Here is a 15,264-nt window from a genome sequence, read left to right as displayed (position 1 = left end):
TCGTACGTTCGTACCGGACGGGGTCCCAGGGCCGTAGGACTCCCGGCGATGTGAGACTCCCGGCCGGCCCGTCAGTCGAACCGGGCCGCCAGCAGGATCACGTCCTCCTCGCTGTCGGCCTCGTCCAGGCCGTCCGGCAGCACCGTGCGCAGGACGTGGTCGGCGATTGCCCCGGGGTCGTGGCGCAGCGCGCGCGGGACGCTCGCGGCGGCGGTGTGCAGCCGGGCGAAGGCGCGGTCCATGGGGTCCCCGGTGCGGTGCAGCAGTCCGTCGGTGTAGAGGAGGACGGTTTCGCCTGCTTCCGCCTCGATCTCCACGCTGGGCGCCTCCCAGCAGGCGAGCATGCCCAGCGGCGCGGAGACCGAGGTCTCCGCGAACTCGGTGCGGTGCTCCCCGATCAGCAGCGGCGGGCTGTGTCCGGCCCCGGCGAGGGTGACCTTGCGCAGCCCGGGTTCGCAGTAGGCGAACAGGGCGGTGGCCGAGCGGGCCGGTTCGGTCAGCCGCAGCAGCAGTTCCAGGTCGGAGAGGACCGCGACCGGGTCCTCGCCCTCCATCACGGCGTACGCCCGCAGCGAGGCGCGCAGCCGGCCCATCGCGGCCACCGCGCTCGGTCCCGAGCCGGTGACCGAGCCGACGGCGAGGCCGAGGGCGGCGTCGGGCAGCGGCAGCGCGTCGTACCAGTCGCCGCCGCCGCGCGGGCCGGTGCGGTGCCGGGCGGCGAGCTGGACGCCGGCCACCCGGGGCAGCCGGGAGGGGAGCAGTTCCTCGGCGATGGTCGCCATGCACGCGCGCGTGCGCTCGACCTCCAGCAGCCGGGCCAGGTGCTCGGCCGCGTACCGCACGTACAGGCCGACGAGGTGGCGCTGGCGCTCGTTCGGTTCGGCCGGCTCGTCGTACAGCCAGGCGACCGCGCCGAGGCGGTCGGCGGCGTCGGTGACGAGGGGGAGCGCGTAGCTGGCGGCGTAACCGAGGCGGGCGGCGACCTCGCGGTGGCGCGGGTCGAGGCCGTCCTCGGCGAACAGGTCGGGATGCGCGGTCTCGGCGGCGGCACCGGTGTCGTACGGCAGCGCGCCGCGCGGGACGGTCTCCAGGTGGCCGAGGTCCGCGCGGCCGAGTCCGAGGCCGAGCGTGCGGTGCGGGCCGAGCCCGTCGGCGGGCTCCAGCACCACCAGGCCGCGCCGGGCGCCCACCAGAGCGGCACCGGCGCGCAGCAGCTCCTGGAGGGCCGGCTCCAGCGCGCCGGTCCGGGTGAGCCGTTCGGTCAGTTCGTGCAGGGTGGTGAGGTCGGAGACCCACCCGGCCAGCCGGTCCTGGAGGACGGTGCCGGGGGCCGCGGCGGCGGGGGCCTTCGGGACGGGAGGCGCGGCCGGGGCGGCCGGAGCGGGGTGGACCGGCGCGACAGTGTGTGCGGGAGTGGGGACCGTTGAATCGATTCCAGCCACTTTCGGAGGGTGCGGGGCGTTCATCGCGTCCGGCTTTCAGACCTGTGCGTATTGCTCAAAAGCATCGCAAACCCCCATGTCCTTCTGCGCCGCTGGCAGTGTCTCCACATGTACACGCACTCGTGAGGGGATGTCCAGCATTGTCCTGCCGGGATTCCTGGTGTCCGTGGGCCTCTTGGGGTGTTCTCGAGGTGTTCTCCCGGACGGCTTGCACAAAAACGAAGTTGGCTTAAAACTGACTCGGGCAACGGTTCATTGCGGTCGACTGGCCTTGCTCCACGGAGCGTCACAGCGGTCGTGATGGGTACGTACTCGGAGAAGGCCAGGGGTGGTTGGGGGACTACCCGGAACCTGGCGACGGACCCGGGCGTCTTAACCACCGACGACCGTGCCCCATCCTCCCGTGGCGGAGGCGGAGAGAAACACTCGGAACGGCAAAACGCCAGACTTCGCCACCCCCACGCCGTGGCCGTGCTTTTGATAGACGCAGTACGAGACGTAGTGCGAGCAGTGCGAGTAGTACGACGTACAAGCAGTACGACGTACGAGCAGTACGACGCAGTTCTTGTGAACGCGGGCGCGGCCCCCGCTCGACCCCGAGGGGTTCCCCTTGCCCAGCGCAGGGGTGTGATGCGCCAACAGGTACGCACAGTGCAGTGATCGACACATGATGTGATGTGGTCCTCGGTGTTGCCAGCGGTGCAACGGAAAGGAACGAGCGCTCATGCGCGAGATCCTCGGAAGGCGACGCAGGCTCCTGTCCAGGCGGAACGACAAGGGGCCTGAGCTTCTCGGCGCGGCCCTGACCTTCGCGACGGAATGGCAGTGGCCCGTACTCCCGGGCGTGGCTCCCCACCCTCAGGGGCGGGCCCGGTGCGCGTGTCCCGACCCCGAGTGCACGGTGCCCGGTGCACACCCCTTCGACCCCGGCCTGCTCGCCGCCACCACCGACGCGCGCATGGTCCGCTGGTGGTGGGGGAACCGGCCGACGGCCCCGATCCTCCTCGCCACCGGAGCAACCGGCGGCGCGGCGCCCTGCGCGGTCAGCCTGCCGGCCCTCGCCGCCTCCCGCGCCCTCACCCTCCTCGACCGCCGCGGCATGCGCCTCGGCCCGGTGGTCGCAGCGCCCACCCGCTGGGCGCTGCTGGTCAAGCCGTACTCCATGGAGCAACTGGGCGAGCTGCTCTACGCCAAGGACTTCGTCCCCGGCTCGCTCCGCTTCCACGGCGAGGGCGGCTATCTCGCCCTGCCGCCCTCCGAGACCGGCCAGGGCGCCATCCGCTGGGAGCGGGCCCCGCTGCCCGGCTCGGCCAAGCCCTGGGTGCCCGATGTGGAGGCCGTGGTGGACGCCGTGGTCGACGCCCTCACCCGTACGGGTGTGAGCGCACCCGAGTTGTAGGGGTGTCGGGCGCGAGAACCCGGCTTGTCGCGTCCGTCTGGTTACCCTCCGCACATGAACGTGCGTCTACTCGCCCTCGCGGGCGTCATGGTGTGCGCGGTCGCGCTGCCGCTGGCCGTGGCGTCCGCAGGACAGGTGGGCGATGCCGGCGCACACCCCGCCCGGCACGACGACGAGAAGCTGCCGGTGCCCGTCCGGTCCCCCCTGGTGCTCGGCCTGGGCCTCGCCACGGCGGCCCGCTGCGGTCCCGAACTCACCTCGCCCGACGGCGTCGAGGCGCAGACCTGCGTGATGGCCCAGGGCGCGGACACCTGGGCGCGCACCTACTACCGCAACGCCACCGGAGCGGCCCTGGAGGGCGTGCTGAGCCTCCTCGGCCCGAACGGCCGCACCGTCCAGACGCACTGCGCCGCCGATGCCGCGGCCGACGACGAGCCCGCCACCTGTGAGACGCCCCGGGAGCACACCCGGGGCACGCTGGACGACTACACGGCCGTCACGGAGTTCGCGGCAGGCGACGACGACGGCCCCCTGCTGCTGCGCTCCGCGAGCAACTCGGGGGACGCCGGCCCCGGGGGCCCTGCTGCGGGCAACTCCCAGCGGTCAAACGGGAGTTGACGAATCGCTGCGGTCCGTACAGCGGACGCGGGCATGAAAAGGCCCGGTTGCTGGCGACGGGGGATGCACCAGCAACCGGGCTACTGAGACGGTAACAAGAGATCGGCGGTTCGCAAATTCGATCTCGGCTATTCGGACACGTATTTGCTTGCCGTGTAGGGAAGTTGTGACAGGAGTCACCCGGGTCGACGGGCCTGGGGCGGCTGACCGACCGGTCAGCCGCGACCCTGTGTCCGCACTGCTCGCCGGCTGATCGTCAGCTGAGCGTGACCTGTCGGTTGGTCAGTCCGCCGCGGGCCCGCCGCTCGTCCGCGGTGAGCGGTGCCTCCGAGGCCAGGGCGGTCGCGAGCCGCTCGGCGAACTCGGCGGCCGGCTTCTCCACGTCCTCCGCGCCGACCCCGCTCGGCAGGTCCCAGACCGGCACGGTGAGGCCGTGGGCGCGGAAGGAACCGACCAGCCGGGTCCCTTCGCCGAGCCCGGACCGGCCCGCCGCGTGCAGCCGCGCGAGAGCGTCCAGAAGCTGCTCCTCGGGGTACGGCATGACCCACCGCAGATGGTTCTTCGTGGGCGTCTCGCACCAGTAGGCGGAGTCGACGCCGGTCAGCTTCACCGTCGGGATGGCCGCCGCGTTGGCCCGCTCCAGGGAGGCGGCCACGTCCGGGGTGGCGTTCTCCGCGTCCTGCACCCAGAACTCGAAGCCGTCGTGCACAACTGGCTCGAACGGGCCCTTCGGGTCGAGCAGGTCCTGCAGCCGGGGGCTGTCGGCGGGGGCACGGCGGCTCTGCACCGGGGTGCCCGGCTCGGCGGCGAGGGCACGCCGGAGGGTGTCGGCGAGGTCGCGGCTGATGTCGCCGGAGGCCGTGTCGTTCTGCAGGCCGAGCAGGACCGTGCCGTCGTCGCGGCGCAGCGCCGGCCAGGCCATCGGCAGCACGGTGGCGAGCGTGACCGAGGGGACGCCCTCGGGCAGACCGTCCTTCAGGGTCAGCTCGACGGTGGCGGCGGGCACCAGCTCGCGCAGCGCCACCCAGTCGCCCTCGCCGGCCAGCCCCTCGAACGGGCGGTGCACCAGCTCGGTCGTCGCGTGCGCCGCCGCCCGGCCGTGGCAGGCCTTGTAGCGGCGGCCGCTGCCGCAGGGGCAGGGTTCACGGGCACCGACAACCGGATAGTTCACATCAGCGCCTTCGGCGCGGGCCGCATCGCTGAGCTGCGGCCGCGTGGCCGTCGTCTGGGGTCGCTTCTTGGCCATCTGGGTGTCTCCCGGTTACGGCTCGTCTCGTACGGGCGGAGCCTAGCCGTTCATGCCCTGGACCACGGGAACCTGTGGACAACGGCGCCGACACCGACCGTACGGCCCATGGGCCCCGCGCCGGTCCCGACTCAGTCGAGGTCGTCGAACGCGTCCGCGAAGTCCAGGTCGGCCATCTCCGGGACCGAGGGCGCCATGACGCGCGTGGCGAAGGCGTCGCGGCGGTCGTGGGTGCCCGGACCGCGCACGTCCTTGTGGACCACGACCCAGACGGTGACCTCGCCCCGGGCGTCGTCCCGGACGCCCCAGTCGTCGGCCAGGGCCGTGATGATGTTCAGTCCGCGTCCGCCGTGCGCCGTGACCGAGGGGGTCATCGGGGCCGGGCGGGTCGGGCCGCCGCCGTCCGTGACCTCGACGATCAGCCGGCCGCGCGTGTCGACCTGCCAGGCGGCCCGGACGTCGCCGTCCCCGGCCAGCGCTTCCCCCAGGGGACGCCCGTGTTTGCAGGCATTGCTCAAAAGTTCGGAAAGGATCAGTACGGCATCATCGATGACCGCTTCCGACAGGCCGCCCGTGCGCAACTGATCGCGCATGCGGTGTCTCGCCTTCCCCACGCCCGCAGGGCCATGGGGTACGGCCATGCTCGACGACGTGGGCACCTCCTGTGCCACCACCAACGCCACCCCCGAGACCTCCTTTGCCCCACGCCACGGTGTGGATGCCCCATTGGCCTGAACCGGAAACCGGCCAATGAATGTCCGGTGACGCATTCGCAACGAACGAATACGCGCCGAACGCGCCGGAGCACTCCCTGTCACACGTCGTCGCCGGATCCCCCGGATATGGCTGCGTGTGGCTGGAATTCGATGGTGTGGCCGAGAAGTGAGGATGCTGTGGCCGGGCTGTCGGGTCAAGAGGTGCGAGGTGTCCTTACTCGACTCTTTATCTGAACCCTGGTCAGAACGGGTACCAGGGCACTGTCCCCGGGACCCTCAGCGACCCAGCCGGCTCAGCACGGCCGCCGGCCGGTTGGTGATGATCGCGTCGATGCCGAGCTCCACGCACAGGTCCACGTCCTCCGGCTCGTTCACCGTCCAGACGTGCACCCGGTGCCCGTTGCGCCGCAACCGCTCGACATAGGCCGGGTGATTGCGGACGATCCGGATCGAGGGCCCCGCGATCCCCACCCCGGCCGGCAGCCGCCCGTCGCGCAGCCGGGGCGAGAGGAACTGCAGCAGATAGACGGTCGGCAGCGTCGGCGAGACCGCCCGCACCCGGGCCAGCGACCGCGCGGAGAAGCTCATGACCCGCACCGGCGACTCGGCGGGGGTGGCCGGAGCGTCCAGCCCGAACCGCTTGAGCAGGACCAGCAGCCGCTCCTCGACCTGCCCCGCCCAGCGCGTCGGGTGCTTGGTCTCGATCGCCAGCTCCACCCGCCGCCCGGCGTCCGCGACCAGTTCGAGCAGCCGCTCCAGCGTCAGTACGGAGGTGTCCGCACGGTCCTCGGGCCGGAACTCCCAGTCGGGCTCCTCGTCCCGCCCGCGCCAGGCCGGCCCCTTGCGCCACGAGCCGAAGTCCAGGGCGGCCAGCTCCGCGAGCTCCAGGGCCGAGACGGCGCCCCGCCCGTTGGACGTGCGGTTGACCCGCCGGTCGTGGACGCACACCAGGTGGCCGTCGGCGGTGAGGCGTACGTCGCATTCGAGGGCGTCGGCGCCGTCCTCGATGGCCTTCCGGTACGCGGCCAGCGTGTGCTCGGGGGCGTACTCCGAGGCCCCGCGGTGCGCGACGACCTGGATGCGATGCTGTGGTGCGTGGGTCACCGCGACATGGTGCCACCGAGCGGGGGTGCCTGGGGGCACCCCCGATGCCGGTAAAGAGAACTTTTGTCGGACAAGCACTATATAAAGGTTGTCCGTGTACCCACAGCCACCGCTTATGGTGCTCTGACGCCCTGTGGGAAAAGCTGACGGCATACAAAAGCACATGCACAGCTGAATCGCGCCGGACCGACAGCAAGCGTGAAAGAGCGTGACCGAGTGCGACCGAGAAGAAAAGCCGTGGACCGAGGAGAGAAGCTGTGAGCACCGAGAACGAGGGCAACCCGGTACCCCCGGCCCCGTCCGCACCTCCTGTGCCGCCGTCGTCTCCCGCTGCCTCGCCGCAGGCAGCAGCGTCCGACGGCGGGGAAGCGCCGACCGCCCCGATCCCGCCGACGCCCCAGAGCGCGCCCGCCGCACCCGCCGGCGACCCCTACGGGACCGCACCGCAGGCCCCGGACAGCGCCTGGCCGCCTCCGGCCCCCGCGACCCCCGCCTACGCGACCCCGTCCTACGCGGACCCCGGCGCGGGCGCAGGCGCCGCCTGGGGCTCGACGTACGACCAGCAGCACCAGCAGTACCAGCAGCAGCCGTTCCAGCAGCCGCAGCCCGCGCCGAAGAAGGGCAGCGGACGCGGCGGTCTGATCGCCGCCGTCCTGGTGGCCGCGCTGGTCGCGGGCGGCCTCGGTGGCGGCCTCGGCTACACGCTGGCGAAGAACAACGACGACAGCGGCTCCACGACCATCTCCTCGACCTCCAGCGGCGGCGCCACCCAGGTCAAGCGCGCCGCCGGCACCATCGCGGCGGTCGCGCAGAACTCGCTGCCCAGCACGGTCACCATCGAGTCCGAGGGGACCAACGGAGAGGGCGGCACCGGCACCGGCTTCGTCTTCGACAAGCAGGGCCACATCATCACCAACAACCACGTGGTCGCTGACTCCCTCGACGGCGGCAAGCTGACCGCGACGTTCCCGGACGGCAAGAAGTACGACGCCGAGGTCGTCGGCCACGCACAGGGCTACGACGTCGCGGTGATCAAGCTCAAGAACCCGCCGTCGGACCTGAAGCCGCTCGCCCTGGGCGACTCCGACAAGGTCGCCGTCGGCGACGAGACGATCGCGATCGGTGCCCCCTTCGGCCTGTCCAACACGGTCACCACGGGCATCATCAGCGCCAAGAACCGCCCGGTCGCCTCCAGCGACGGCAGCTCCACCAGCAAGGCGTCCTACATGAGCGCCCTGCAGACCGACGCCTCGATCAACCCGGGCAACTCCGGCGGCCCGCTCCTCGACGCCTCCGGCGCGGTGATCGGCATCAACTCCGCGATCCAGTCCGCCTCCAGCGGCGGCCTGGGCAGCACCGGACAGTCGGGTTCGATCGGCCTCGGCTTCGCCATCCCGATCAACCAGGCCAAGTACGTGGCCCAGCAGCTGATCAAGACCGGCAAGCCGGTCTACGCGAAGATCGGCGCGTCGGTGTCGCTGGAGGACGGCACCTCCGGCGCGCAGATCACCGACTCCGGCTCGGGCGGCTCCGCCGCGGTGGAGTCGGGCGGCCCCGCGGAGAAGGCCGGCCTCAAGCCCGGCGACGTCATCACCAAGCTGGACGACACGGTGATCGACAGCGGCCCGACCCTGATCGGCGAGATCTGGACCCACAAGCCCGGCGACAAGGTCGAGATCACCTACAAGCGTGGCGGCAGCGAACACACCACCACCGTCACCCTCGGCTCCCGCGTCGGCGACAACTGACCCGCACCCGCCCGCACGAACCGGTTACTCTGTTCCCCGCGCCGATCTCCATCGGCGCGGGGTGGGTTGCCCGAGCGGCCTAAGGGAACGGTCTTGAAAACCGTCGTGGCAGCGATGTCACCGTGGGTTCAAATCCCACACCCACCGCGTGATGTGAACGGCCCCTGACCAGGTGAGACGGTCGGGGGCCGTTGGCGTGTGTGCTGTGAGGTGGTCGGCCTCGGCGGGTAGTCGGACCTGCGCCGGGGGCTTCTCAGGTGCGCGGATACGATTTCCGGCCATGAAGCGTTCGATGATCGCGTTGGTCGGTGCGGGGGCGATCACGCTCGCCGTGGGCGGGTATGCCGTCGGGGCGACGCGTGACGGTGGTGCGTCCGGGCGGTCCGTCGCCTGCGCGCAGGCGGAGAAGGAGTTCACCGGGCGGGCCGGCCGGCTGCGGGAGCAGATGGAGCGGGAGTACCGGGACGAGGACTACGCCAATTCGATCAATCCGGACATGGAGTCGACGCAGGTGAGGATCCTCGGTCTCATCGTGGACCAGAACCCGACCTGCTTCGACGCCGGGACGCGTGCGGCGGCGACGTATCTGCGGCAGCACCGGACCGAGGGCGAGGAGGATGCCGCCGCGTGTGAACTCACCGGCGTCCCCGCCGAGAAGTGCAGCATCGCGGTTGGCTGAAACGGGGCTGCGTGGAGCAGTGCGCCCGGCAGGTTCCGGCTGTCGGTAGGGCCGGAGTGGTAGAGCAGCGGGCATGCGTTCATCCGACTGGTACCTGACCGACGACGTCGACGAATTCCTCGCCCGGGCCGGGGAGTTCCTGCGTTCGCGTCCCGGCCCGCACGTCATGCAGTCGACGTGGGCGGAGCGGGTGCGGGCGCGTGGGGCCGAGGCGTACGGCACCGGCGTTCCCGTCTTCGGGATGCTGGAGCGGGGCGGCGAGGTCCAGGCCACCTGCTACCGCCTTCCGCCCCGTGGGTACGGCCTCTCCCCGCTCACGCCCGAGCAGGCCGACTCCCTCGCCGCCCACCTGGCCGATCTCGGGCACCCCCTGCCCTCCGTCAGCGCGGACCACGACACGGCCACCGCCTTCGCCGAGGCCTGGCAGCGGCGCACCGGCGCGACGCCCCGGCTCCGCGACACCCGGCTGTGCCTCTACCGCCTCGGCACGCTCACCCCACCCGACCCGATGCCGGCAGGCCGGGGCCGCGCCCTGGGCGAGCAGGACCTCGAAGAGACCATGTCCTGGTGCGCCGGGTTCGCCGACGCCGTCGGGGAGGACGTCACCGTCGACGCCGCCACCTGGGCCGGGACCCGCTTCGCAGACAAGGCCTACACGCTCTGGGAGACCCCGGACGGCACTCCCGTCTCCGTCGCGGGCCTCAACCCGCTGATCGGCGGCCAGATGCAGGTGGACGTCGTCTACACCCCCTCCCACCTGCGCGGTCACGGCTACGCCGGGGCCGTGACGGCGGAGGTGAGCCGGGCCGCGCTGGCCGCGGGCGCACGGGACGTCGTCCTGTTCGCGGACCTGTCCAACCCCACCAGCAACGCCCTCTACCAGCGCCTCGGGTACGTCCGGCTGAGCGACTGGTCCGGGTACGACTTCTCGGCGACCGCCGCATCGTGAATCCCCGAGGGCGGCAGCGGTACCCGTGGGATCAGCCGGCGAGCCAGTCGTTGATGCGCTTCTCCCACTGCCTGTCGTCCGTCGTCTCCATGAACTCGCGGCGGTTGACGAGCAGGTAGATCTCGCCCAGGCCCGAGGAGGGGGACGAGGACAGGGTCGCGGTGGTGAGGATGAGGGGCTTGCCGGCGTTGAGGAGGCCGCCCAGGAAGCGGCCGTAGAGGTCGGTGAAGCGGGTCTCGGCCGCGGTGATGTCCGTGCGGGTCAGGACGAGGGAACCGGTGTCCGACCAGCCCGTGAGGACGAGCCGGTCGGGGTGGAGGAGGATCCGCCCGCGGCGCTGGAAGAGGGCCTTCTGGCTGACCAGCGCCGCGGCCCTGTCGGCTCCCTGCCTGCGGCTGAGCTCGTCGGCGGTGGCCGCGATGTAGTCGGCCTCGGCGAGCGGGGTGTCGGCGGTGTTCATGGGGTTCTCCGGTGGTGCCGGTAGTGAGGGTCAGGACACGGTCAGGGAGATGTGCTGGTGCAGGCGGTCCGCGGCGCTGCCGACGCCGAGGGTGAACGTCCCCGGCTCCACCACGGTGCGCAGTCGTTCGTCGACGAGGGTGAGGTCCCGGGCGGCCGTCACGGGGAACGACACCGTGACCCGTTCCCCCGCCGCCACCCGCCTCTTGGCGACGCCCCGCAGCCGGAGTCGCGGCAGGGAGACGCTCGCCCGGTCGTCGGTGACGTACAGCTGTACGACCTCGGTTCCGTCCCGCCCGCCCGTGTTCGTGATGTCGACGTGGAGGTGGGTCCGGCCGTCCCGCGTGATGTGCGTGTCGTCCAGCCGGATGCGGCTGTGCCGGAAGGTCGTGTAGCCGTGGCCCGATCCGAACGCGTACAGCGGCGTGGACGGCATGTCGGTGTAGGGGCCCGCGTCGGCCCGCGCGTGCTTCTGGTCGTAGGTCAGGGGCAGTTGGCCGACGTCGCGGGGGAAGGTGACCGGCAGGCGGCCGGTCGGCTCGGTCTTCCCGAACAGGACTTCCGCGACCGCCCGGCCGCCCGCCTCCCCCGGCAGCCAGGCGACCAGCAGCGCCGGCAGGTGCGCCGAGGCCCACGGCAGGGCCAGGGCGCGGCCGGTGACCAGCACGGCGACGGTCGGGGTGCCGGTGGCGTGCACCTCTTCGAGCAACTGCTGCTGTACGCCGGTCAGGGCGAGGGACGCGGTGTCCTTGAGCTCGCCGTCGGTACGGTCGGGCGAGAGGTAGCCGCCCCTGGTCCGCTCGCCCACGACCACCACCGCGACGTCCGCGTCCTTCGCCGCCGCACGCGCGGCGGCGAAGCCGGAGGTGTCCGTTCCGGTGACGTCGCAGCCGCGCTCGTACCGGACCCGGACCCGGTCGCCGAGCAGCCGGGTCAACGCCTCGCGGATCGAGGGGGTCTCGTGCAGCGCGGGGTAGGCGCTGTAGTCGCCGAGGAGATTGAGCCCGTCGTCGGCGCCGGGGCCGATCAGCGCCACCGTACGGACCCGGTCGGCGGCCAGCGGCAGCAGCCCGCCCTCGTTCTTCAGCAGCACCGTCGACTCGCGTGCGGCGCGCAGCGCGAGGGCCCGGTGCGGTGCGCAGTTGACGACCCGTTCCGCCCGGGCGGCGTCCACGTACGGGTTCTCGAACAGGCCCAGGCGTTCCTTCAGGGTCAGGACGCGTCGTACGGCACGGTCGAGCAGCGCCCCGTCGACCCGTCCCTCCCGTACGGCGGTGGCCAGTTGGTCGAGGTAGATCTCGTCCCAGGACAGGCTGATGTCGACCCCGGCGGCCAGCCCGAGCGCCGCCGCCTCCTGGGCGGTGCCCGCCACGTGTTCGCGGATCAGGCCGTGCAGGTCGTTGCCGATCACCACGCCGTCGAAGCGGAGTTCGTCCCGCAGGAGGTCGGTGAGGTACCTGCGTGAACCGTGGACCACCAGCCCGTCGACGGTCTGCTCGCTCGCCTCGGTCATCAGGGCCCCGGCCTCCGCGAAGCCCACCCGCCACGGCTCCAGATGGGTCTGGCGGAAGGCGCGTTCACCGATCTCGATCGAACTGGTCTCCAGGCCGCCGACGTTCGGGGACTCCATGGGGAAGGTGACCAGGGAGGTGACCACCGACTCGTCGGAGGTGAGGTCGTCGCCGGTGCCCTGCATGGCCGGCACCAGCGCACCGACCATGGCGGCCGTCAGGTACGGGTCCTCGCTGAACGCCCAGATCCCGCGGCCGTAGCGCGGGTCGCGGTTCAGCTCCGCGGTGATGGTGCTCAGCGCGTGGATCCCGACCGCGCGGGCCTCCCGGGCCACCGCCGCGTACACCTGGCCGATCAGGCCGGGGTCGAAGGTCGCGCCGAGTGCCAGCCCCTCCGGGAAGATCGTCGAGCCGGGGCCCACGGAACCGTGCGTGCCCTCGCTGATCTGCAGCAGCGGAATGCCGAGTGCGGTGTCCCGGGCGAGGCGTTGCAGCCGGTTGTGCTGCTCGGCCTGCTCGCGGGGCGTGAGCGGATGCGGCACCTCGAAGGAACCGAACAGGGTCTGGTCGACCAGGCCGAAGAAGCCGCCGCCCGGGCCGAGCCGCAACCGCCCGGCCCCCGTACCGACCACGGTCCGGCCGCGTACGTACGCCTCCCGGTGCTCCGCCGTGCCGGTCGGGTTCGTGGGATCGCCGATCAGTTCCTGCGGGAGACAGACGGGGACGTTCAACTGGGCGATCTTGTCGGCCGTCGTCATACGGGCCAGCAGGGCCTCGACGCGAGCGGAGGCGGATCCGTCCGCCTGTCGGTCCGACGCCGACCGTGATCCCGGGGCCGGGGCCGGGGCAGGGGCAGGGGCCGGGGCCGCGCCGGTTGTCACCGCGGCGGCGGTGGAGGCAGCGGCGGCAGCGGCGGCGCCCATCAGCGCACGCCGGGAAATCTTCGCCTGATCCATACCGCCAGCATGGCGAGCCGGCCCCGCCCGGTTCAGTTCCCGAAAGTCTGCGTCCGCACATCTTTCGTAGCCGCCTCGGCATTCCCAAGTCGCGGACCGCAGACCAGAGAAGACCGCGGAACACATCAGAAGACGGCGCTCAGACCTCGTGGTCCTTCGCCAGTTCCTCCCAGGCCACCTCCCGCAGCCCCTGGTTCGCGTCGTGGCCGGACGGTGGCTGAGGTGTGGCCTGTAACCAGACGATCGCGAGGGACGAGCCGTGCAGGACCGGGTCGTTGTCCGGCTCGACGGGTCCGGATTCGAACAGGCCGACGCGGGCGACCGGCGGGAGGAGCTCCACCGGGCCGAAGAGGCGGGTACGGCCGACGCGGTCGATGTCGGGGTGTTCGCGCGGGGGCGGGACCAGGTGGGTCGGGGCGCGGGGCTACTGGGCCACGGCCGCCGCCAACAGTCTCCCGACGCGGCGGTCGTTGAGGGCCCGGTGCGGATAGCCCTCCGGCAGCCCGCCGTACCTCGACGAGAGCCGGAGGTGGGAGAGGTCGATCGAGCGGCCGGAGGCGAGGACGACACGGGTCAGGGACACGGGCGGCAGGCTAGGTGGCGGAGCGGCTGGACGCGTTCGATTTTCGGGACCCCTCAGGACCTCGGGACCCCTCGGGACCCCTCAGGACCTCGGGACCCCTCAGGACCTCGGGACCTCAGGACCTCAGGACCTCAGGACCCCTCAGGACCTTTCAAGGCTTCTCAGGACCCCCGGAACCTCTCAGGACCCCCGGAACCTCTCAGGACCCCAGGACCTCTCAGGACCCCCGGGCCTCTCACGGTCGGCGGCCGGTCATGCGGGCCGCCGATGCGATCGTCGCGCGGGCCTCCTGTTCCGTCAGGCCCGTGTGGACCGCCGCGTCGATCAGCGGAGCCCGCAGCGCGCGGCCGATGCCGTTCTCGTAGGCGCGGCAGGCCGCCCAGAAGAGGCGCGTGTTGCGCTGGCCCTCATGGGCGGAGAGGACGAACTGGACCAGGCCCTGGCCGCGGTTGCCGACCGAGGGATGGGTCGCGGGGTGCGGCGGGCGCGGCGGCGGGAGCAGCAGGCGGAGCAGGGACGGGGGACAGGGGGCGGGGACCAGGTGCTCGGTGCCGGGGGCGGTGGCGTAGACGCCGTGGTCGGTACGGGAGCCGGGGCCGACCAGGTAACCGCCGGCGCCCCGGATGTCGATGCCGGGGGCGAGCCGGCCGGCCGAGTTGGGGACGACGGCGTCCGGCGGTCCGGTCAGCCAGAGGTGGCGGCCACCGCTCGGGGTGAGGACGACGACCGTCGGCGGGATGGTGAACAGGTGCCGCAGGGCCAGTTCGCGCAGGGCGGACGTGGAGTCCGTACCGCACTTCACGTCCAGGTCGACGCCGATGAGGTGGTGCGGGGGCAGCCCGCAGGCGATGCCGTAGCCGGTCGCCCAGGGGGCCGCGGCGAAGAGTTCGCGGATGCGGGACGGGTCGGTGGTGGCGTCGTACACCCCGTGGCCGGGTCGGCCGCACTCGCCGTGGCAGGGCGGCGGCGCGGGGTCGGTGTCGGGGGCGTGGCGGTGCGGGGAGCGCAGGGCCGGGAGTTTCGTGCGGGACAGGGGGATGACGGCCAGGCCGCGCTCCGCGGCTGACAGGGCGTGTGCGAGGGCCAGCGTCGTGGCCTGCCGATCGGTGGTGGCCATGCATCCATGTTCGTACGTACGTTCGAAAAAGGGAAGGGGGTGCCGGTGTGACACGCCGAGGGTGGTGACCCGGTCGCGGATCGGGGCCGGAACGGTTCTTCCCTTGGGGGGCCTGATGGGTGTCGATGTCCTGAGTAGTCATGACTGGTGGGGAAGTCGACCAAAGATGGTGAAAGGGGTTTATCAACTTGTCATCACGCTTGAGGGCGAATAAGGGCTTCCGGGGTGGTTCGCCAGGGATTCGGTGGGCAACTCTGGTCTCGCGACGTCGATGACACCCACCGAGGCGGTCGGCCAACTGCCCCGGAAAAAGCCTTACTTGACGTACTTCCGGCACAGCCGGGCTCTGAGAGGAAACAACATGGCAAGCATCCGTACCGCCCGCGTTCTCGCCGCCGTCTCCGCCCTCCCGCTCGCCGCCGCGCTCTTCACCGGCGTCGCGGCTGCGGACAACGGTGCGATCGCGGACAACGGATCGAGCGCCAACGTCGGCACGGCCGGCATCATCGGCAGCGGGGTCGGCCACAACAACAACGGCAATTCCTCCACCACCCAGCAGAACGCGGTGGGCAACGGCGCCTCGAACCAGAGCAACACCGCTCAGGTCAACGGCTCCGTGTGGTCCGCGATCCAGCAGGGCAACGACAACGTCGCCGTCCACTTCACCCAGCTGTGGTAAGCCCCGCCTGAACCCGGGTGGGGTGTGGTCTGTGGGGATGGGCAGTGCGTCCGCGCGG

15 protein-coding genes and 1 tRNA gene are annotated in these 15,264 nt (G+C 71.8%); 7 read left to right on the top strand and 9 right to left on the bottom strand.

Translation table 11 applies throughout. The features are described from left to right. Window positions 1–71: 71 nt before the first annotated feature. Window positions 72–1,466, bottom strand: coding sequence for a PP2C family protein-serine/threonine phosphatase (locus ACGF5O_RS17455; RefSeq protein ID WP_393810747.1), 1,395 nt, complete (start codon window positions 1,464–1,466; stop codon window positions 72–74). Between the two features lie 700 nt (window positions 1,467–2,166). On the opposite strand from ACGF5O_RS17455, the gene ACGF5O_RS17450 reads away from it, so the two are divergent. Next, the gene (locus ACGF5O_RS17450) at window positions 2,167–2,841 is read left to right on the top strand and encodes a bifunctional DNA primase/polymerase (protein ID WP_393810746.1); all 675 of its coding nucleotides are present in this window, start codon (window positions 2,167–2,169) and stop codon (window positions 2,839–2,841) included. Between the two features lie 54 nt (window positions 2,842–2,895). Further along, complete coding sequence (locus ACGF5O_RS17445) at window positions 2,896–3,459, top strand: hypothetical protein (protein ID WP_393810745.1); 564 nt, start codon at window positions 2,896–2,898, stop codon at window positions 3,457–3,459. A gap of 256 nt (window positions 3,460–3,715) precedes the next feature. On the opposite strand, the gene ACGF5O_RS17440 is transcribed toward ACGF5O_RS17445, so the two are convergent. The 3 genes from ACGF5O_RS17440 to ACGF5O_RS17430 all read right to left on the bottom strand — a co-directional run bounded on the left by ACGF5O_RS17440 (window position 3,716) and on the right by ACGF5O_RS17430 (window position 6,525). Further along, window positions 3,716–4,705, bottom strand: a complete 990-nt coding sequence (locus tag ACGF5O_RS17440; RefSeq protein WP_393810744.1) for a DUF5926 family protein — start codon at window positions 4,703–4,705, stop codon at window positions 3,716–3,718. A gap of 131 nt (window positions 4,706–4,836) precedes the next feature. After that, complete coding sequence (locus ACGF5O_RS17435) at window positions 4,837–5,475, bottom strand: ATP-binding protein (protein ID WP_393810743.1); 639 nt, start codon at window positions 5,473–5,475, stop codon at window positions 4,837–4,839. Between the two features lie 222 nt (window positions 5,476–5,697). Further along, window positions 5,698–6,525, bottom strand: a complete 828-nt coding sequence (locus ACGF5O_RS17430) for a glycerophosphodiester phosphodiesterase (protein WP_393810742.1) — start codon at window positions 6,523–6,525, stop codon at window positions 5,698–5,700. A 257-nt stretch (window positions 6,526–6,782) separates the two neighbouring features. Here ACGF5O_RS17430 and ACGF5O_RS17425 point away from each other — a divergent pair, with 257 nt between their 5' ends. From ACGF5O_RS17425 to ACGF5O_RS17410, 4 genes are all read left to right on the top strand, one after another. Next, on the top strand, window positions 6,783–8,273 hold the full coding sequence (locus ACGF5O_RS17425; RefSeq protein ID WP_393810741.1) for a S1C family serine protease: 1,491 nt from the start codon (window positions 6,783–6,785) through the stop codon (window positions 8,271–8,273). 60 nt (window positions 8,274–8,333) lie between these two features. After that, window positions 8,334–8,420 (top strand) — tRNA-Ser (locus ACGF5O_RS17420). A 133-nt stretch (window positions 8,421–8,553) separates the two neighbouring features. Beyond that, on the top strand, window positions 8,554–8,952 hold the full coding sequence (locus ACGF5O_RS17415; protein ID WP_393810740.1) for a hypothetical protein: 399 nt from the start codon (window positions 8,554–8,556) through the stop codon (window positions 8,950–8,952). Between the two features lie 73 nt (window positions 8,953–9,025). Further along, window positions 9,026–9,901 carry a GNAT family N-acetyltransferase gene (locus ACGF5O_RS17410; protein ID WP_393810739.1) on the top strand — a complete coding sequence of 292 codons (876 nt, stop codon included), beginning with the start codon at window positions 9,026–9,028 and terminating at the stop codon, window positions 9,899–9,901. A gap of 31 nt (window positions 9,902–9,932) precedes the next feature. Here the strand turns inward: ACGF5O_RS17410 and ACGF5O_RS17405 are convergent, their stop codons facing one another. The 5 genes from ACGF5O_RS17405 to ACGF5O_RS17385 form a co-directional block, all read right to left on the bottom strand. Continuing rightward, entirely contained in the window at window positions 9,933–10,361 is a 429-nt protein-coding gene (locus ACGF5O_RS17405; RefSeq protein ID WP_393810738.1) for a hypothetical protein, read from the bottom strand. Window positions 10,362–10,391: 30 nt separating this feature from the next. Then, window positions 10,392–12,827 (bottom strand): glycoside hydrolase family 3 C-terminal domain-containing protein, encoded by a 2,436-nt coding sequence (locus tag ACGF5O_RS17400; protein ID WP_393810737.1) that lies wholly within the window; start codon window positions 12,825–12,827, stop codon window positions 10,392–10,394. Window positions 12,828–12,966: 139 nt separating this feature from the next. Then, entirely contained in the window at window positions 12,967–13,167 is a 201-nt protein-coding gene (locus tag ACGF5O_RS17395) for a hypothetical protein (RefSeq protein WP_393810736.1), read from the bottom strand. An 84-nt stretch (window positions 13,168–13,251) separates the two neighbouring features. Then, window positions 13,252–13,410 (bottom strand): hypothetical protein, encoded by a 159-nt coding sequence (locus tag ACGF5O_RS17390; RefSeq protein WP_393810735.1) that lies wholly within the window; start codon window positions 13,408–13,410, stop codon window positions 13,252–13,254. A 235-nt stretch (window positions 13,411–13,645) separates the two neighbouring features. Next, complete coding sequence (locus ACGF5O_RS17385) at window positions 13,646–14,527, bottom strand: bifunctional DNA primase/polymerase (RefSeq protein WP_393810734.1); 882 nt, start codon at window positions 14,525–14,527, stop codon at window positions 13,646–13,648. Window positions 14,528–14,888: 361 nt separating this feature from the next. On the opposite strand from ACGF5O_RS17385, the gene ACGF5O_RS17380 reads away from it, so the two are divergent. Further along, window positions 14,889–15,206: a hypothetical protein gene (locus ACGF5O_RS17380; RefSeq protein WP_393810733.1), complete on the top strand. Its 318-nt coding sequence runs from the start codon at window positions 14,889–14,891 to the stop codon at window positions 15,204–15,206. The last annotated feature ends 58 nt before the right edge of the window (window positions 15,207–15,264 follow it).

This window comes from Streptomyces sp. NPDC048291, assembly GCF_043201715.1.
Lineage (GTDB): Bacteria > Actinomycetota > Actinomycetes > Streptomycetales > Streptomycetaceae > Streptomyces.
This window is presented reverse-complemented; position numbering and strand designations above follow the sequence as displayed.

Excerpts from the sequence above, each read along its gene's own strand:
- ACGF5O_RS17445 (WP_393810745.1), top strand. The coding sequence starts at position 2,896 with ATGAACGTGCGTCTACTCGCCCTCGCGGGCGTCATGGTGTGCGCGGTC.
- ACGF5O_RS17450 (WP_393810746.1), top strand. The coding sequence starts at position 2,167 with ATGCGCGAGATCCTCGGAAGGCGACGCAGGCTCCTGTCCAGGCGGAAC.
- ACGF5O_RS17400 (WP_393810737.1), bottom strand. The coding sequence starts at position 12,827 with ATGGATCAGGCGAAGATTTCCCGGCGTGCGCTGATGGGCGCCGCCGCT.
- ACGF5O_RS17435 (WP_393810743.1), bottom strand. The coding sequence starts at position 5,475 with ATGCGTCACCGGACATTCATTGGCCGGTTTCCGGTTCAGGCCAATGGG.
- ACGF5O_RS17410 (WP_393810739.1), top strand. The coding sequence starts at position 9,026 with ATGCGTTCATCCGACTGGTACCTGACCGACGACGTCGACGAATTCCTC.
- ACGF5O_RS17455 (WP_393810747.1), bottom strand. The coding sequence starts at position 1,466 with ATGAACGCCCCGCACCCTCCGAAAGTGGCTGGAATCGATTCAACGGTC.
- ACGF5O_RS17440 (WP_393810744.1), bottom strand. The coding sequence starts at position 4,705 with ATGGCCAAGAAGCGACCCCAGACGACGGCCACGCGGCCGCAGCTCAGC.
- ACGF5O_RS17385 (WP_393810734.1), bottom strand. The coding sequence starts at position 14,527 with ATGGCCACCACCGATCGGCAGGCCACGACGCTGGCCCTCGCACACGCC.
- ACGF5O_RS17405 (WP_393810738.1), bottom strand. The coding sequence starts at position 10,361 with ATGAACACCGCCGACACCCCGCTCGCCGAGGCCGACTACATCGCGGCC.
- ACGF5O_RS17380 (WP_393810733.1), top strand. The coding sequence starts at position 14,889 with ATGGCAAGCATCCGTACCGCCCGCGTTCTCGCCGCCGTCTCCGCCCTC.
- ACGF5O_RS17415 (WP_393810740.1), top strand. The coding sequence starts at position 8,554 with ATGAAGCGTTCGATGATCGCGTTGGTCGGTGCGGGGGCGATCACGCTC.